The organism is Shinella sp. H4-D48 (assembly GCF_022637395.1).
In the GTDB taxonomy this organism is placed as follows: domain Bacteria; phylum Pseudomonadota; class Alphaproteobacteria; order Rhizobiales; family Rhizobiaceae; genus Shinella; species Shinella sedimenti.
The window spans coordinates 629,257-645,145 of sequence record NZ_CP093337.1 but is presented as its reverse complement, the minus strand read 5'-3'; the positions used below and the strand labels follow the sequence as shown (position 1 = coordinate 645,145).

18 protein-coding genes are annotated in these 15,889 nt (G+C 62.8%); 8 read left to right on the top strand and 10 right to left on the bottom strand.

Annotated features, from left to right (window positions below; all coding sequences use genetic code 11):
- Window positions 1–10: 10 nt before the first annotated feature.
- Together MNR02_RS03075 and MNR02_RS03070 are read right to left on the bottom strand one after the other, a co-directional pair.
- The gene (locus tag MNR02_RS03075) at window positions 11–1,039 is read right to left on the bottom strand and encodes a LacI family DNA-binding transcriptional regulator (protein ID WP_241601838.1); all 1,029 of its coding nucleotides are present in this window, start codon (window positions 1,037–1,039) and stop codon (window positions 11–13) included.
- A gap of 57 nt (window positions 1,040–1,096) precedes the next feature.
- Window positions 1,097–1,633, bottom strand: coding sequence for a MarR family winged helix-turn-helix transcriptional regulator (locus MNR02_RS03070; protein ID WP_241601837.1), 537 nt, complete (start codon window positions 1,631–1,633; stop codon window positions 1,097–1,099).
- Window positions 1,634–1,723: 90 nt separating this feature from the next.
- Here MNR02_RS03070 and MNR02_RS03065 point away from each other — a divergent pair, with 90 nt between their 5' ends.
- From MNR02_RS03065 to MNR02_RS03055, 3 genes are all read left to right on the top strand, one after another.
- Window positions 1,724–2,515 carry a creatininase family protein gene (locus MNR02_RS03065; protein WP_241601836.1) on the top strand — a complete coding sequence of 264 codons (792 nt, stop codon included), beginning with the start codon at window positions 1,724–1,726 and terminating at the stop codon, window positions 2,513–2,515.
- A gap of 78 nt (window positions 2,516–2,593) precedes the next feature.
- Entirely contained in the window at window positions 2,594–3,721 is a 1,128-nt protein-coding gene (locus tag MNR02_RS03060) for a GTP-binding protein (protein WP_241948046.1), read from the top strand.
- A 55-nt stretch (window positions 3,722–3,776) separates the two neighbouring features.
- Entirely contained in the window at window positions 3,777–4,766 is a 990-nt protein-coding gene (locus MNR02_RS03055; protein WP_241948045.1) for a WD40 repeat domain-containing protein, read from the top strand.
- Between the two features lie 83 nt (window positions 4,767–4,849).
- Here the strand turns inward: MNR02_RS03055 and MNR02_RS03050 are convergent, their stop codons facing one another.
- Window positions 4,850–5,155 carry a hypothetical protein gene (locus MNR02_RS03050; RefSeq protein WP_241948044.1) on the bottom strand — a complete coding sequence of 102 codons (306 nt, stop codon included), beginning with the start codon at window positions 5,153–5,155 and terminating at the stop codon, window positions 4,850–4,852.
- A gap of 251 nt (window positions 5,156–5,406) precedes the next feature.
- Between MNR02_RS03050 and MNR02_RS03045 the strand changes: the two genes are divergently transcribed.
- The gene (locus tag MNR02_RS03045; RefSeq protein ID WP_241948043.1) at window positions 5,407–6,570 is read left to right on the top strand and encodes an outer membrane beta-barrel protein; all 1,164 of its coding nucleotides are present in this window, start codon (window positions 5,407–5,409) and stop codon (window positions 6,568–6,570) included.
- Between the two features lie 3 nt (window positions 6,571–6,573).
- Here the strand turns inward: MNR02_RS03045 and MNR02_RS03040 are convergent, their stop codons facing one another.
- Complete coding sequence (locus MNR02_RS03040; protein ID WP_241601827.1) at window positions 6,574–7,020, bottom strand: glyoxalase superfamily protein; 447 nt, start codon at window positions 7,018–7,020, stop codon at window positions 6,574–6,576.
- A 234-nt stretch (window positions 7,021–7,254) separates the two neighbouring features.
- Between MNR02_RS03040 and MNR02_RS03035 the strand changes: the two genes are divergently transcribed.
- Window positions 7,255–7,890: a LysE family translocator gene (locus MNR02_RS03035; protein ID WP_241948042.1), complete on the top strand. Its 636-nt coding sequence runs from the start codon at window positions 7,255–7,257 to the stop codon at window positions 7,888–7,890.
- On the opposite strand, the gene MNR02_RS03030 is transcribed toward MNR02_RS03035, so the two are convergent.
- The 4 genes from MNR02_RS03030 to odc2 all read right to left on the bottom strand — a co-directional run bounded on the left by MNR02_RS03030 (window position 7,891) and on the right by odc2 (window position 11,718).
- Entirely contained in the window at window positions 7,891–8,907 is a 1,017-nt protein-coding gene (locus tag MNR02_RS03030) for a serine hydrolase (RefSeq protein ID WP_241948041.1), read from the bottom strand.
- 102 nt (window positions 8,908–9,009) lie between these two features.
- Entirely contained in the window at window positions 9,010–9,705 is a 696-nt protein-coding gene (locus MNR02_RS03025; protein ID WP_241601823.1) for an OmpW family protein, read from the bottom strand.
- A gap of 196 nt (window positions 9,706–9,901) precedes the next feature.
- Entirely contained in the window at window positions 9,902–10,492 is a 591-nt protein-coding gene (locus tag MNR02_RS03020; RefSeq protein WP_241601821.1) for a GNAT family N-acetyltransferase, read from the bottom strand.
- A 92-nt stretch (window positions 10,493–10,584) separates the two neighbouring features.
- Entirely contained in the window at window positions 10,585–11,718 is a 1,134-nt protein-coding gene (gene odc2 / locus MNR02_RS03015; RefSeq protein WP_241601819.1) for an ornithine/lysine decarboxylase, read from the bottom strand.
- A 600-nt stretch (window positions 11,719–12,318) separates the two neighbouring features.
- On the opposite strand from odc2, the gene MNR02_RS03010 reads away from it, so the two are divergent.
- The 3 genes from MNR02_RS03010 (at window position 12,319) to MNR02_RS03000 (ending at window position 14,934) form a co-directional block, all read left to right on the top strand.
- A complete protein-coding gene (locus MNR02_RS03010) occupies window positions 12,319–13,224 on the top strand; it encodes a LysR family transcriptional regulator (protein ID WP_241601816.1) in 906 nt (301 codons plus the stop codon).
- Between the two features lie 70 nt (window positions 13,225–13,294).
- A complete protein-coding gene (locus tag MNR02_RS03005; RefSeq protein WP_241601814.1) occupies window positions 13,295–13,936 on the top strand; it encodes a DUF1007 family protein in 642 nt (213 codons plus the stop codon).
- Entirely contained in the window at window positions 13,930–14,934 is a 1,005-nt protein-coding gene (locus tag MNR02_RS03000; protein WP_241948040.1) for a nickel/cobalt transporter, read from the top strand. Before MNR02_RS03005 ends, MNR02_RS03000 begins: the two co-directional genes overlap by 7 nt.
- On the opposite strand, the gene MNR02_RS02995 is transcribed toward MNR02_RS03000, so the two are convergent.
- Together MNR02_RS02995 and MNR02_RS02990 are read right to left on the bottom strand one after the other, a co-directional pair.
- The gene (locus MNR02_RS02995) at window positions 14,931–15,143 is read right to left on the bottom strand and encodes a hypothetical protein (protein ID WP_241948039.1); all 213 of its coding nucleotides are present in this window, start codon (window positions 15,141–15,143) and stop codon (window positions 14,931–14,933) included. The genes MNR02_RS03000 and MNR02_RS02995 overlap by 4 nt on opposite strands.
- Window positions 15,140–15,832 carry a GNAT family N-acetyltransferase gene (locus MNR02_RS02990; RefSeq protein WP_241948038.1) on the bottom strand — a complete coding sequence of 231 codons (693 nt, stop codon included), beginning with the start codon at window positions 15,830–15,832 and terminating at the stop codon, window positions 15,140–15,142. The genes MNR02_RS02995 and MNR02_RS02990 overlap by 4 nt, the downstream gene beginning before the upstream one ends.
- Window positions 15,833–15,889: the final 57 nt, after the last annotated feature.

The window sequence follows — 15,889 nt, the reverse complement described above, 5'->3', positions numbered from 1 at the left end:
AGGAAACTCCTCAGCCTTCCGGATGCGGCTTCAGCGGCCCGGTGGACTGGCGAATGCGCATTTCCGGTTTGATGAGATGAATGCCGTCAGGCTCGTGGCTGCCGGACAGCTTGTCGAGAAGCGCGCGCGCGGCATTGCGTCCCACTTCCGACTGGCCGTTCCAGACGGTGGTCAGCGCGGGCGTCGCGATTGCCGCCTCCTCCAGGTCGTCATAGCCGGTAACGGAGACGTCGCGGCCGGGCACGAGGCCGGCGCGCGCGATGCCGTTCATCAGGCCGATGGCCACGAGATCGTTCCAACAGACGGCCGCTGTCGGCTTTTGCGGAAGCGAGAGGAAATGCACCGCTGCCTCGAAACCACCCTGCTTGGTGCGCGGCCCGGGAATGCGCAGGCTGGGATCAACCTCGATATTGGCCTTGCGCAGGGCGTTGACGTATCCTTGATAGCGGTCGCGGCCGGTGGAGGTCTGGTCCGTCCCGCCCACCATGGCGATGGTGCGGTGGCCAAGGCCGATCAGGTGATTGGTGGCAAGCGAAATTCCATAGCTGTCGTCGCCGCGAAAAATCGGCACATCCAGTCCGTCGATCGAGCGCGCGATCAGGATCGCCGGCATGCCGTTATCCTCGGCGAGCCGGATATCCTCCGGCGGCGTGCCGATCGCCGGCGACATGATCACGCCGTCACCACCCAGCTGGAGAAGCGTCTCGACGAAGTTGCGCTGCTTTTCGACCGAATCGTAGTGGTTGGAAAGGATGAAGGTCTGCCGGTCGCGGTCCAGCTCGCTTTCGATGGCCTTCAGGATTTCCGCATAGAACGGGTTCATGATGTCGTGAACCACGACCCCGATGATGCCGGAGCGCGACGTGCGAAGGCTCGCCGCGCGGCGGTTATAGATATAGCCCAGCGCGCGGGCCTGCTCCTTGATCCGGTCGCGCGTCGATGCCGCCACCAGCGGGCTGTCCCTCAGCGCAAGCGATACCGTCGCCGTGGAAACGCCGAGCGTATCCGCTATGGTGGAAAGCTTGATTTTCTGTGCCACGACCCCTCCCCGACGACCGCGCCATCCTGCGCGTTTAAAACAGTTTATTTAAACAGTTTAAATCTCGTCGGCAACTGTCTTTTCGCTGTCGCGGGCCTCGTCCGGCACGGCGCCATGCAGGTTTTCGTCCATGGCGCGCAGCAGTTTCAGGAGATTGCGCACGTCCTTTTCGCTCAGGCCCTCGGCGGCCTGCTGCTCGCTCAATCGTCCCGCCTCGGTGATTTTCTCCACGGAGGCGTGCCCAGACTCCGTGAGATGCACGACGGTCAGGCGACCATCCGTGCCATCGGCCCGCCGTTCGACGAAACCCTGCGCTTCGAGCCGCCCGATCGTGCGCGTCATGGTCGGCGCCTTGACACCGAGCCGGTTAGCAAGCGCCCCGGCGGTCAGCCCGCCCTCTTCGGCAAGCGCGAGGATAACGCCGTCCTGTCCCGCATAGAGGCCGGTGGCGAGCAGATTGCGCGAAAGCACCGTACGCATGGAGCGCGCGGCATTCACGACGGCCGCGGCGAGACCCGCGCCGGAAACCGCATCGTGCGATTTCTTCTTCTTAGCCTTCTTTCCGTCCTTGCCGTCTTTGTGCTTCTTGCCCATCGATCGCCTCGCTCCTCGCCCTTGCATCATGGGCCTGTCCTTGTATGACTCAGGTTGAAGGCTGGCGGCAAGTGAGGATCGGAGGCAGGAATGGCGCATCCGAAGATGCGGTGGACCGAAAACGACCCGATGCTTGCGCCGGAGGACCGCGCCGGCTGGATCGCGGTGTTGCCGCTCGGCGCCCATGAGGGCCACGGACCCCACCTCCCGTTCGAAACCGACACGCTAATCGCCGAGGGCATCGCGGAGCGCCTGATGGCCGTCCTGCCGACGCATCTGCCCGTGACGTTCCTGCCGACAGAGCCCATCGGCTATTCGCCGGAACATCTCGACGTGCCCGGCACGCGCTCGCTGGATTATGCCGTCGCCATCGAACGGTGGCTGCGCATCGCCGCGGATCTAAACCGCTTCGGCCTGCGCAAGCTTGTCCTTCTCAACGCACATGGCGGCAACGCGCCCCTGATGACCATCGTGGCAACGGAAGCACGCGTGCGTTTCGACATGCTCGTCGTGGCCACGGCCTGGACACGGTTCGGCCAGCCCGAAGGCTGGATCACGCCGGAAGACAAAGCGATCGACATCCATGGCGGCGACATCGAGACATCGGTGATGCTGGCGCTGCACCCGGAAAAGGTCCGGATGGACAAGGCGGAGCGCTTCGGCTCCCGGCAGGCGGAATTCGCCGCGCGTTTCGCCCATCTGCGCGCCTATGGCCCCCATGCCTTCGGCTGGAAGATGTCTGATCTCAATCCGGCGGGCGTTGCCGGCGACGCGAGCGCCGCGACGGCCGAAAAGGGCGAGCGATTGATCATGCACGCCGTGCGCGGTCTCGTCGGTCTTCTCGAGGATGTTGACGGATTTGACGTCGAAACACTTCGCTGACGGCATTTGCGCTGGCCCTTTCGATCTCCTATATCAGTCGCGACGACGGACCCAAACGTCCCATCCCTCGAGGTTCCCATGACCGAAACAGCTCTTCCCAAGCCCATTCCCGTCACCGTGCTCACCGGCTATCTCGGCGCCGGAAAGACGACGCTGCTCAACCGTATCCTTACGGAGAACCACGGCAAGAAATACGCCGTCATCGTCAACGAATTCGGCGAGATCGGCATCGACAACGACCTGATCGTCGAGTCCGATGAAGAAATCTACGAGATGAACAACGGCTGCATCTGCTGCACCGTGCGCGGCGACCTGATCCGCGTGGTGGAAGGCCTGATGCGCCGCCCCGGCCGCTTCGACGCCATCATCGTCGAGACGACGGGCCTTGCCGATCCGGTTCCCGTCGCCCAGACCTTCTTCATGGACGACGATGTCCGTCAGAAGACGGAACTCGACGCGGTCGTCGCACTGGTCGATGCCAAGCACCTTCCGCTGCGCCTCAAGGACAGCCGCGAGGCTGAGGACCAGATCGCCTTCGCAGACGTCGTCCTCATCAACAAGACCGATCTCGTGAGCCCGGAAGAGCTTGCAAGGATCGAGGCGACGGTACGGGTGATCAACCCGTCCGCCCGCATCCATCGCACGACCCGCTCGGATATCGACCTCACCAAGGTTCTCGACCAGGGGGCGTTCAACCTGGAGCGCGCGCTCGAGAACGATCCTCACTTCCTCGACCACGATCATCCGGACCATGTCTGCGGCCCCGATTGCGGCCATGATCACCATCATCATGGGCACGACCACGATCACCACCATCATGAGCACGGTCATGATCATCACCACCACGATCATGACCACGGCCACCACCATGATCATGACCACGGCGTTTCGCCGATCCATGACGTGACGGTGCAGTCTATTTCGCTGCGCGGCGGCGAGATGAACCCGGAACGCTTCTTCCCCTGGATCCAGAAGATCACCCAGACCGACGGGCCGAACATCCTGCGCCTCAAGGGCATCATCGCTTTTGCCGGCGACGAGGAGCGTTATGTCGTTCAGGGCGTGCACATGATCGTTGAAGGCGATCACCAGCGCGCCTGGAAGGACGGTGAGAAACGGGAAAGCCGCCTCGTCTTCATCGGCCGCGACCTCGACCGTGAGAAGATCGAACGGACCTTCAAGGCCTGCGAGGCACAGAAGGCATGATCCGGAAAAGTGTGAAGCGGTTTTCGGATAACACCACAGGCAGGAAAGACGTGTAATGCCGACAGTCGCCCCTCTCGATCTCGACGGCCACGTCGTCGCGACCGCCTTTCTCGGCGACGTGCCGTTTTTCGCTTCCGCTTCCGGCACCGTCCATCGTCTCGACCATGGCCAGAAGGCCACCGAGGCGCATGACGGCCTGCTGGCCTGCGTGCGCGACGAGGCGAACGATACGCTGATCACCGGTGGCGAAGACGGCAAGGTCCAGCGCATCGCCGCCGACGGCACCGCGACGGTTTTGGCAGAGGTGCCGCGCAAGTGGATTTCCGTCGTAGCTGCCGGCCCGCAGGGCGCCGTCGGTTTCGCGGAAGGCCGCACGGCGCGCGTCCGGTTAGCCGACGGGACAATCAAGGAATTCTCCGAAAGTCGTTCCGTCGAGGGCATGGCCTTCGCGCCGAAAGGCCTGCGCATTGGGATCGCCCGTTACAACGGCGTTTCGCTGCATTGGGTCGCGATGGCGGCCCAGCCGGTCGAACTGGAATGGAAGGGCGCGCATAACGGCATCACCTTCTCGCCGGACGGCCGCTTCGTCGTCACCACCATGCAGGAAAACGCCCTGCACGGCTGGAAGCTCGATCCGAAAGCGGGTGCCGATACTCGCCATATGCGCATGACGGGCTACCCCGCCAAGGTGAAGTCGTTCTCCTGGTCCGCCAAGGGCAAGTGGCTCGCTTCGTCCGGCGCGCCCGCCGCCATCGTCTGGCCGTTCTCGGCCAAGGACGGCCCGATGGGCAAGCCGCCGCTCGAACTCGGCACCCGCGCCGATGTCATGGTCACCTGCGTCTCCTGTCATCCGGCGGAAGATGTCGTCGCCATCGGCTATTCCGACGGCATGGTGCTGGCGGCCCGTTTCGCCGACAGCCGCGAAGTCCTGCTGCGCCGCCCCGGCAAGGGCGCCATCACGTCGATGGGCTGGAACCGCAATGGCAAACTGCTTGCCTTCGCTAGTGAAACTGGCGACTGCGGCGTCATCGATCTGGCCGGCTGATACCGAACACGCCCCAACATGATGAACCCGGGAGAGCGAGCTCTCCCGGGCCACTGACCGCAGGGACAGGGTGGGGATTACGGTCAGTGTCTGCGCTTCTTGCAGCCGCAATCGCTGCCGCCGCTGCCGCTCAGAATGCCGAGGGCCGAGCCGTTGAGCACGCCGGAAAGCGTGCCGTTCAGGTTGTTGTTGAGCACACCGTTCAGGATGTTGTTGTCGCTGAGGACGTTCCCGACACCCACGCCGACACTCGGGGCGATCACGATGCCGCCGGTCTTGGTCTTGTTGGCGCTGAGGATACCGAGGCCGAGCAGGCCGCCGGCGGAAGCCTGGCCGGCACCGGCAAGAGCAATCACGGTGGCGATGGCGATGATACGGGTCTTGTTCATGGTCTCTCTCCGTTGGTTGCGCATCTCATGGATGCACAACCAACGGTAATATATAATTCCATCAACACAACCGGATTTGCCCGATATAGCAAAGAGTTAACCATAACGTAGACAAGTTTAACGAATACCTATCGAATGCAACCAATACGGATATATACCTCAATATACCCCAAAATATTCAACCTTTGAGAGTTTTTTAACCACGTAAGTCTAGGTTTCGAGCCATGAACCGACACGGGGCGCGGAACCGGATGCGTATTTTTCATGGCACGCTGACCACCATCCTGCTGCTGGCAGGCAGCAATCCGTCGCTTGCGGACTCAACCATAGATTACACCTTCGGAGGTGGCCGCACATCGAATATCTTCAAGGATACGACGCGCCTTCCAGCCTCCTTTGCCGAAGCAGGACTGAGCCTTCGCGGCAGTTTCGACCTTGAGGAAACCGACGTCGCCTATGCGGTGACCACGCGGGCGCGGCAGGTGCCCCGATACCGTTTTGCGGACGAGCGCGCGGCAGGGATCGAATTAGGCCTCACGCGCGACATCGGTGAGACCGTCAAGTTCACGCTTCGAGGCGGCATCGAACACCGGCAGACCGGCGACATCCTGCTCGCCCTGCCCGGCCTTCTCCTGGGCTACCGGCAGACGGACATTCTGGCCAATGCCAGCACCGGCGTCACCATCGAACATGCCGGCGGCAAGAGCCACCTCACCGCATCGCTCGCCCGTTTCAGCCCTGGCAAGGCGCGATTGACGATTCCCGACCTGCCGCGCGTGCAGCTTGAAGGCGGCAACACGCTCTATGAAGTGACGGCAGGGCATATCCGCCCGCTGCTCGGCGGCGAGGTGGGCGCAACGGTGCAGTTTCGCACCAACCGTATTCCAGGCGATCCCCAGGACAATTTCGAGCGCTATCCTGCACAGACCCTGCGCGGCTCGATCGCCTTCGGGCGCGTGTTCGGCGCAGTAACGTTGCTGGCGGAGGCGGGTCTCGTGCGCGTGCAAAGCCCGCAACTGGGCACGACCGTCGATCCGACCCGTCCGTTTCTGAAAACCGAACTCGCCTGGGCAATCACCGACGCGGTCGTGCTCAAGGGAAAGCTGTCACGAGACATCGCGCTTGCCGACATAGACGACCCCATGGGCGAGGACGTCCGCACGGTCAGCCTTACGCTCGAAACTGCGCTGACGGAGAAGCTGAAGCTCAGCCTCGCCTTCGAGCAGGCCTATAGTGACTGGCTGACCTACGACTACCGGACCCGCACCAATGCCACGACGGCGACCCTCACCTACACGCTTGCCAAGGGCGCGGCCGTGGCGCTGGAATACAGTCATCTCGCGCGCAAGGAGGCCGACGAGACCGCCGACTTCAAGGTCAACGGTCTCGCGGCACGGTTCCAGGGCTCGTTCTGAGCCTCACCACTCCAGTTCCAGATGCGGCCGGCCGTTCGAGGTCTTTTCCAGTGTCCGCCCCGTTTCATCGACGGTGCAGCTGACCCGCTGGCGGAAGGCGGAGAAACTGTCGAAGGTCACCACATCGACGGGCGTGTCGAAATGCAGTGTCATGCGGTAACGACCCGGCTGGGTGGTCAGCGCCTGCACGCCGATCACCTCAGCGTCGAACGGTTGGCCGAGATAGCTGCCCCGCACGCGCGAGCCGAGCATCCAGGGATCGAACGGCGGCCGGTTGCCGACCGCGGCATGCAACGTATTCCAGTCGCGAAAGCCGTATTGGGCCGCGATCAGCTCCAGGGCACGCGAATGCGAAACGGGCTGCATCTCGTCAGCAAAGCGCGCACGCAGGCGCTTTGCCTGATCTTTCAAGGTGTCGAGGGAAGGTAGGGGCGTCGAGAGAGGACGCATGTCGGATCTCCAGTGTCTGCATGCGTCATTTCGGAGGGAGCCCGCATTGCCACCGGTTCGCATGCGTGATGCTGGAAGACCGATTATTCTGAGAGAGACTTCACCAAAGCTCGCGCTCGCGGACGGCAGGGGCTCTCACCCTGCCCTGCACATAGGTCTTCACCGCCCGTCTGTCAAATCCCCCGCTTGCACGACGGCCAGAAGCGTGGGAGCACTTTCGCAGGAGGAACCACCATGACGTCCATTACCCTCATTGCCTTCGCCGCCGTCGCTTTCATCGGCATTGCCACACCCGGCCCCACCGTGCTTCTCGCCCTCACCAACGGCTCGCGCTACGGCATCCGCCGCGCACTTCCAGGCATGGTTGGCGCCGTTCTGTCGGACTTCGTGTTGATCGGCGCAGTTGCGCTTGGCCTCGGCGCACTGCTGGCGGCCTCGGAATTCTGGTTCACCGTCGTCAAATGGCTGGGTGCGGCCTATCTCGCCTTCCTCGGCATCCAGATGCTGCGCTCCACCGGCGCGCTCGGCCGCGCCCTCGACGACGCACAGGCCGCCGGCCGCACGACAGCGCGGGCGATCTTCTCGAAAAGCCTGCTGGTCGCCGTCACCAATCCCAAGGGTTACCTGTTCTTCTCGGCCTTCCTGCCGCAGTTCATCGATCCTTCAGCCCAGCAGACACAGCAATATGCCCTGCTCGCGCTGGTCTTCGCGGCCATCGATTTCATCGTGATGTTCGGTTATGCGGCGTTGGGCTCACAGGCCGTGCGGCTGCTCAAGACGTCGGGTGCGGCCTGGCTCGACCGCATCTGCGGCGGTGTGATGCTGGCGCTAGCAGGCTCGCTCGCCTTCTATCGCCGCGCCGCGAACTGATCAGCTTCCGGCAGTGCCAATGATCTTGGCCAGGAGGTCATGCAGCTCATCCCGATAGCCGGAGCGGGCGGAAGGGTCACCCTCGTCGGAGGTCATTGCGACGGTCAGGGCCAGATCGGGCACGATATAGAGCATCTGGCCGCCAAAACCCCAGGCATAATGGACCGTCTTGCCGCCGATGACCCGCTCGAACCAGCCGTAGCCATAGCCGTCGTTGGAAAACCGCGAATTGGTGCGCGACTGCCAGGATTGGCGGATCCAGTCCTCAGGCACGATTTGCGTGCCCTCCGCTGTGCGCCCGCCATTTCGGTAGAGCTCGCCGAAGGCCAGCAGTGAGCGTGTGCTCATCGCCATCTGGTTGCCACCGAGATAGATGCCCTGCGGGTCTCGATCCCAGGCGCCGATGCGGAAATCTTCGAGCGGTCCGAGCCAGTCGCGCGCCAGCGCCAGGGTGGACTTGCCGCCGACCTTCGTCAGGATCGCCGAGAGAAGATGTGTCGAGCCGGTGGAGTAGAGCATCGCCCCACCCGGATCGTCGGCGAAGGGCATGGCGAGGGCCGCGCGCACCCAGTTGCGGCTGGCCACCCAGCGCCCGTAGTTGCCACCGGAAGTGCGCTCCAGCCCCGCCTGCATCGAAAGCAAGTTGCCGATGGTGATGCGGTCGAGCCGCGGATCGCGTTTCGCCGGCAGGTCGTTGGCGAGGATTGGCGCAATCGGCTGGTCGACGCCCTCGAGCAGGCCCTTGGAAATGGCGATACCGACAAGAGCCGAGATGATCGATTTCGACGCCGATTTGATATTCGCGCTTTCGGCCGGCGTATGCCCGCCATAACCGCGCTCGGCGACGATCTTGCCGTCACGCGCGACGACGACCGCCTTCAGTTGCGACAACGATGTCGCCGCAGACAGCGTCTCCGCGATCGTCTGCGCCGGCCGGGCAATAACGGGTTCCTGCGCGCAGGCGCCGGCGAACGGCAGTGCCAGGGCGAGACCGATGATGAAAAGCTGCTTCCTCATTGGACGGCAGATAGACGACCGGCAGCGCAATTTCATGGCCGATGGCCGGGCTTCACGCAGTGTTGAAAACCTGTGTGCACCCGGCCACGGGCGGCTCCGTTCTCAGAAGCGGTAGGTGATACCGGCGCCCACCAGCCACGGGTCCAGCTTCGCCTTGCCGGTCAGCGGTGTCCCCTGATAGTTGACCTTCCACTCGGGCTCCAGGAAGAGCTTCTTCACGTCGAAGTTCACGCCCCAATGCTGGTCGATCATGTAGTCGAAGCCGACCTGCAGGGCAGCGCCGACCTTGTTCTTGACGTCGAGATCGGTGAAATCACCGGACCCGGACTGGTTATAGAACAGCGTGTAGTTCACGCCCGCGCCGACATAGGGCTTGAATGCGCCGAAATCGGTGAAGTGGTATTGCAGGGTCAGCGTCGGCGGCAGCAGCCAGGTCTTGCCGACCTTGCCGAGGCCGGAAATGGAATCGGCGGCATTCACGTTCGCATAGGTCGTGCCGAGAATGAGTTCCGCCGCGATATTGTCCGTGAAGAAATAGGAAATGTCGAGTTCCGGAACGACCGTGTCGGAGTAGCTCAGGCCCGAACCTGGGATCGCGTCCACATAGCCCGAATCGTTCGTGATGACGCCCAGCCCGCGCACACGGATCTGCCAGGGGCTCTGTGCCGCGATATCCACCGGTGCCTCCGCCGGCGCCATGCGCTCGGCAAGATCAGCCGCAAAAGCGCCGCCACCGATCAGCGTCACAGCTGCGGCAAGCGCCGCAAGCCTGATCCGCACAATCCCATCTCTCTTCATGTCGTCTCTCCATCATCACGACTCGTTTTGCGACGCGACTATGAGAGCGCAGTGCAGGAGAAGCATTTGAGATGGATCAATTGAAAGGTGCGCAAATGGAAGATTGTTCGGAAATCAACACGAGACTTGGCAAACGCTCAATTAAAACAATGACAAGCGTCAAGAATGGAAAGGCCGGCGCACCACCGGCCTTTCTTCAGGCAGCCTTTCGCGTAGCCGGCATGACGCGGCGGCGACCGCTGGCGACGAGCAAGCCGGCAGCGCCATCCAGCCAGTTGTCCTTGAGTTCCAGCGCCAGGAAGCGGCGGCGCTCGAAGGGGCCGGGCATGACGAGATGCTGCGCCTTGGCGGCAAAGAAACCGAAGCGCTCGTAATATTCGGGGTCGCCCACCAGAAGCACCGCACCGTGCCCACGGTCGCGCGCCTCGGTGATGGCAGCCCGCATGAGCGCGCCGCCGATGCCCTTGCCCTCGTGCTGGCAATCGACGGCAAGCGGGCCGAGCAGGAGTGCCGGGACCGCATTGCCATCGGCATCGACGCCGGCTTCGACATTCCACAGACGCACGGTACCGATGACATGGCCATCCGCATCGCGCGCGACCAGCGCCAAACCTTCGGCTGGCAGGCGGCCGCGGCGCAGCTTCTCGGACGACTTGCGAAAGCGAGCTTCGCCCATGACGCGGTCGAGCAGACGCTCGCGCGCGAGCACGTCGCCGGCGTTTTCCTGGTCGATGGTAAAGGCGGCATGCGCGAAGAACGCGCGGACAGAATCAAGAACAGTGGCCATCTCTGGGCCTCCCGTGCTCAAAACCGATTCAAACGGTATCCGGAACGAATTGTGAGGGTGGCGCTCCCGCAGGGACGGGAGCGCCGAGGTGGTCAGATGACAAAAGCCTTGAGCGGTTCGAAGCCGTTGAAGGCGACCGCCGAATAGGTGGTCGTATAGGCACCGGCGCTCTCGATCAGAACCTCGTCGCCGATCGAAAGGGTGATCGGCAGCGGATACATGTTCTTCTCGTACATCACGTCGGCCGAATCGCAGGTCGGGCCGGCGAGAACGCAGGGCTCCATCTCATCGGCATCACGCGCCGTGCGGATGGGGTAGCGGATCGCCTCATCCATAGTTTCGGCAAGGCCGCCGAACTTGCCGATGTCGAGGAAGACCCAGCGATGCGCATCGTTATCCGACTTCTTCGAAACCAGAACGACTTCCGCCTTTATGACACCCGCATTGCCGACCATGCCGCGGCCCGGCTCGATTATGGTTTCCGGGATCTGGTTGCCGAAATGCTTCTTGAGCGCCGAGAAGATCGCCTTGCCGTAGGCTTCAGCTGACGGGATATCGCGCAGATACTTCGTCGGGAAACCGCCGCCCATATTGACCATCTTCAGCTCGATGCCCTGCTTGGCCAGCTGAACGAAAACGCGCTTGGCATCAGCAAGAGCCGCATCCCAGGCGTCGAGCTTCGTCATCTGCGAGCCGACATGGAAGGACACGCCATAGGACGTCAGGCCCAGCTGGTGGGCATAGACGAGCACGTCGACGGCCATCTGCGGCACGCAGCCGAACTTGCGCGAAAGCGGCCATTCCGCACCTTCGCCATCCGTGAGGACGCGGCAGAAGACGCGGGCGCCGGGGGCGGCGCGTGCGACCTTCTCGACTTCCTCATGGCTGTCGACGGCAAAAAGGGAGACCCCGAGCGCATGAGCGCGCGCGACATCGCGCTCCTTCTTGATCGTGTTGCCGAACGAAATGCGGCTCGCGGTCGCGCCGGCATCCAGCGCCATTTCGATTTCCGCGACAGAGGCGCAATCGAAGTTGGAGCCCATGCTGGCGAGAAGGCGCAGGATTTCCGGCGCCGGGTTTGCCTTGACGGCATAGTAGATCGCGCTGTCCGGCAGGGCGTGGCGGAAAGCCTTGAAATTGTCGCGCACGACGTCGAGGTCGACCACGAGGCACGGGCCGTCGGGACGTCGGGTGTTCAGAAAGTCGATGATACGTGCGGTTGCCATCTCGGTATTCCCCATATCCAGGTTGCTCCGGGATAATCCCAGAGGACAAAGGGCGGATACGAACACGCTCTGGAACCAGCCGGTGGAGACCCCGGTACCAAGCATGCGCATCAGCGCGAACGGTGAACCAAAGCCCGCCTAGGCTTCAATTCGGCTTTGTCTGCCTTGGATTGGTGGGAAACCCGACCGCACGTCCGGCAATGAAGGTGTGCCTCTTCAGTAACCCCGGCTGATGGAAAGCCGGCAGACACCAGAAAGGCCCGCACCGTCGTTGCTTCAAGATGTCCTCGCATTTCCCGGTTGGCCGGAATAGCGACTGGAGCGGTTAGTTCCAGGTACCTTACCGATTATCCTCACCAAATCGAGGGTCGGCGGACACCCACAGGCACGTGCGACTTTGGGCAGCACGGGAGATAGGAAGAATCGCTGTCGTAATCAAGAGCTTTTTTTGCCTCGCGCTATTGAAAATAATCCGCCAGCCACGACATTCGCGAAACTGGCTTTTGATGGAACTTTTTTCTACGATCGGCGACCCAAGCGCCGACTTCAGCCGCAGGCCGCACATGCGATCCAGCGGCACGTCTATTTAAGTGGGGACACATGGACACTTTGACCCGAATTCGGGCCTTCATCGACGTCGTCGACGCCGAGGGATTTTCCGCTGCATCGCGCAAGACCGGCCGGTCCAAGGCGCTTCTGTCCAAATATGTACGCGAACTGGAAGACGAACTCGGCGCGCTGCTGCTCAACCGCACCACCCGCCAGTTCTCGATGACGGAGCCCGGCCATACCTATTATCGCACAGCCTCCGACATCCTGAAGGAGATCGACAACCTCGCCGACCTCGTTCGCGAAAAGAACACGGACCTGCGCGGCAAGCTGAAGGTTTCGGCGCCGCGCACCTTCGTCGATGCCGAAATCGGCCAGTCGCTCATCGATTTCGGCAAGGAATATCCGGAACTGTCGCTTGAGATCGTCGCCGACGACCGATTCGTAGATCTCGTCGAGGAAGGCTTCGACGTGGCGATCCGCATCACGCGGCTGGAGGATTCAGCCCTCATCGCCCGCAAGCTCGGCGACTTCCTTCTCAAGATCTGCGTGACGCAGGAATTCCTCGACCGCACCGGGCCGATCAATCACCCGAGCGATCTCGCCCACCTGCCCTGCATCATCGACACGAACGGCAAGTCGCACAGCAACTGGCGCTTCGTGGACGATAAGGGCGCGGGCTTCAGCGTACCGGTCGGAGGGCATATCGAGGTCAACAGCCCGACCGCCGCCATACGCGCGGCCGCAAGCGGCCTCGGTGTTGCGCAGGTGCCTGCCTTCATTGCCCGGCCCTGCCTGGACGCGGGCAATGTCGTTTCGGTCCTTGAGGATTATCTGCCGACCGACCGCGGAATCTACGCGATCTACCCGCACAGACGCTATCTGCCGGCCAAGGTGCGCACCTTCGTCGACTTCCTGCATGGCTGGTTCCGCCGCAATCCGGGTATCGAAGCCTGAGGGTCCCAATTCCGACCCATTTGCGTTAGATTCATCCGGTCGATTCCTATCGCCGAGAGGACTGAACTTCATGCGCTTTCTGCCTCGCCTGCTCGCCGGCGCAGCCCTGCTGGCACCGGCCACGGCCTTCGCCCATCCGCACATCTTCGCGGAAGCGCGGCTGGAGGTGACCGCAAACGAGGACGGCACCGTCAGCGAGCTGCGCAATGTCTGGCGTTTCGACGAAATGTTCTCCGCCAGCGTCGTGATGGACTTCGACAAGAACGGCAACAACCAGCTCGATCCGGACGAGCTTGCCGAAGTGGGCAAGACGGTGCTCGAGTCGCTTGAGGAGTTCAGCTACTACACCACCATCACCGAGGGTGGAAAAACGGTGAAAGTGGCGAAGCCGGATGCAATCAATGTCGATTACAAGGACGGCCAGCTCCTGATGTTCTTCACGGTGAAGCCGGGCGAGGTCATGCCGCTCAAGGGCAAGCTCACCTTCGGCGTCTACGATCCCACCATGTATGCCGCGATGGATTTCGCCTCGGACGACGATCTCGTCGTGGTCGGAAACAAGTTTGCGGCCTGCAAGCGCGAGGTCGTGCGCCCCGACCCAGATGAAGTTCTGGCGCAAAATCAGGCCAGCCTGACTGAGGCCTTCTTCAATGACCCGGCCGGCACCGACATGTCGAAGATGTTCGCCACCCGTCTGGAGCTGACATGCTGACCCGCAACCGCGCCATCGCTTTTGCCACCGTCACGCTGGCCATCGCCGCTACTGCAACGCTTGCCCACGCTCAGTCGCCGCTCGGCATCGGCTCTGCGGAGCCCGGTTTCAACACCAATGGGGCTTTCGGCGGCCTGTTTTCTTGGATCAACGCGCAACAGCAGGGTTTCTATCGAATGATGACCGGCGCGCTGAAGGATATGCGCGAAAACCCCTGGGCGGCATCCACGCTGGTCGGTCTCTCCTTTGCTTACGGCGTCTTCCATGCCGCCGGTCCGGGCCACGGCAAGGCGGTCATCTCGTCCTACATGCTGGCGAACGAGGTGGAGCTTCGGCGCGGCGTGCTGCTCTCCTTCCTCTCGTCGATCCTTCAGGGCGTCGTCGCCATTCTGCTGGTGGGCGCCGCCTATCTCTTCCTGCGCGGCACGACCGTCTCGATGACGGACGCCACCCGCGCGCTGGAGACAGGAAGTTACGCGCTCATCACGCTTTTCGGTGCCTGGCTGCTGTTCCGGAAACTGCGCCCGGCACGTCGGCCCTCGGCGCTGGGTGCGCAGGCCGTGGAAGTCCATGACCACGGCCATCATCATTCGCACGGGCACCATCATCATGCAGGCGAGGTGTGCTCGACCTGCGGCCACGCCCACGCACCGGACCCGTCGCTCCTGAAAGGCGACCGCTTCGCACTGCGCGAAGCATGGTCGGCCATCGTCGCGGTCGGGCTGCGCCCCTGCTCCGGCGCTCTGATCGTCCTGAGCTTCGCACTGCTCAACGGCCTCTATCTCGGCGGGATGCTAGCCGTTCTCGCCATGTCGATCGGCACGGCCATCACCGTCTCGATCCTTGCCACGCTTGCCGTCACGGCCAAGGGCGCCGCCGTGCGCTTTGCCGGCAACGGCTCGGCGGCCGTGCGTGTCGGCACGGCAATCGAGATCGCCGGCGCGCTGATGGTCATGGTTCTGGGATTGCTCCTGCTCGGAGCCTCGCTCCAGCTCTAGTTTTCGCGGTTGCGCTGATAGCGTGCCCGCAGCCAGAAGAGCAGGAAGAAGCAAAGCACCATCGCCGCGCCGAACGCTCCGGCCAGCCATGGCGAGAGGTCGCCAAGCGCGACCATGATGCGGGGCACGAAGTAAAATACCACGCCCGTTCCGAGAAGAATGACCAGTGCGGCGAGCGCCGTCGACCGTGCCTTGTTGTCGCCGCTCATGCCGCGCCTCCTGCCGTAATGCCGGCCCTGATATCCTCAAGCCTGCGCTTTTGATTTCCATCCGCATCGAAATTGTTCGGTGCCAGCCACGCCTCGAAAGCCTTCGCAATCACCGGCCATTCGCTGTCGATGATCGAGAACCACGCCGTGTCACGGTTCTCGCCCTTGGACAACATGTGCTGGCGGAAAACACCCTCAGAGGAAAAGCCGAGACGGGCGGCGGTCCGCTTGCTGGCCGCATTGTCGTTGTGGCACTTCCATTCGTAACGACGGTAGCCGAGGTCTTCGAAGACGTGCCTGGCAAGCAGATACTGCGCTTCGGTGGAGAGCGGCGAGCGCGACATGCCGCTGCCATGGGCAATTCCGCCGATCTCCACGACGCCGTTCGCCGGATCCGGCCGCATGTAATGCGCCATGCCGACGACCTTGCCATTGGCCTTGTCCACGATGACCTCGCGCACCCAGCCGGACGTGATCACCGCGTCAGACCAGGCATCGAAAGCCTCGATACCTGTGAAATCGGGCTGCGCGAAATAGCGCAGCAACGGATTGATGGCCATGCCGCCGAACGCGTCCCACAGCGCATCGAGATGGCGCGCGCGATCATAGGGCTCCAGTCGCACGTAACGGCCTTCGAGCAACACGGGAGCGGGAGGCGGTGCCCCTTTCCAGTCCTTGAGATCGCGCATGATATCCTCCATCGGTCGTGCCGAAGGGATAGAGCAGCGGGCGGTTCCGCGCAATGC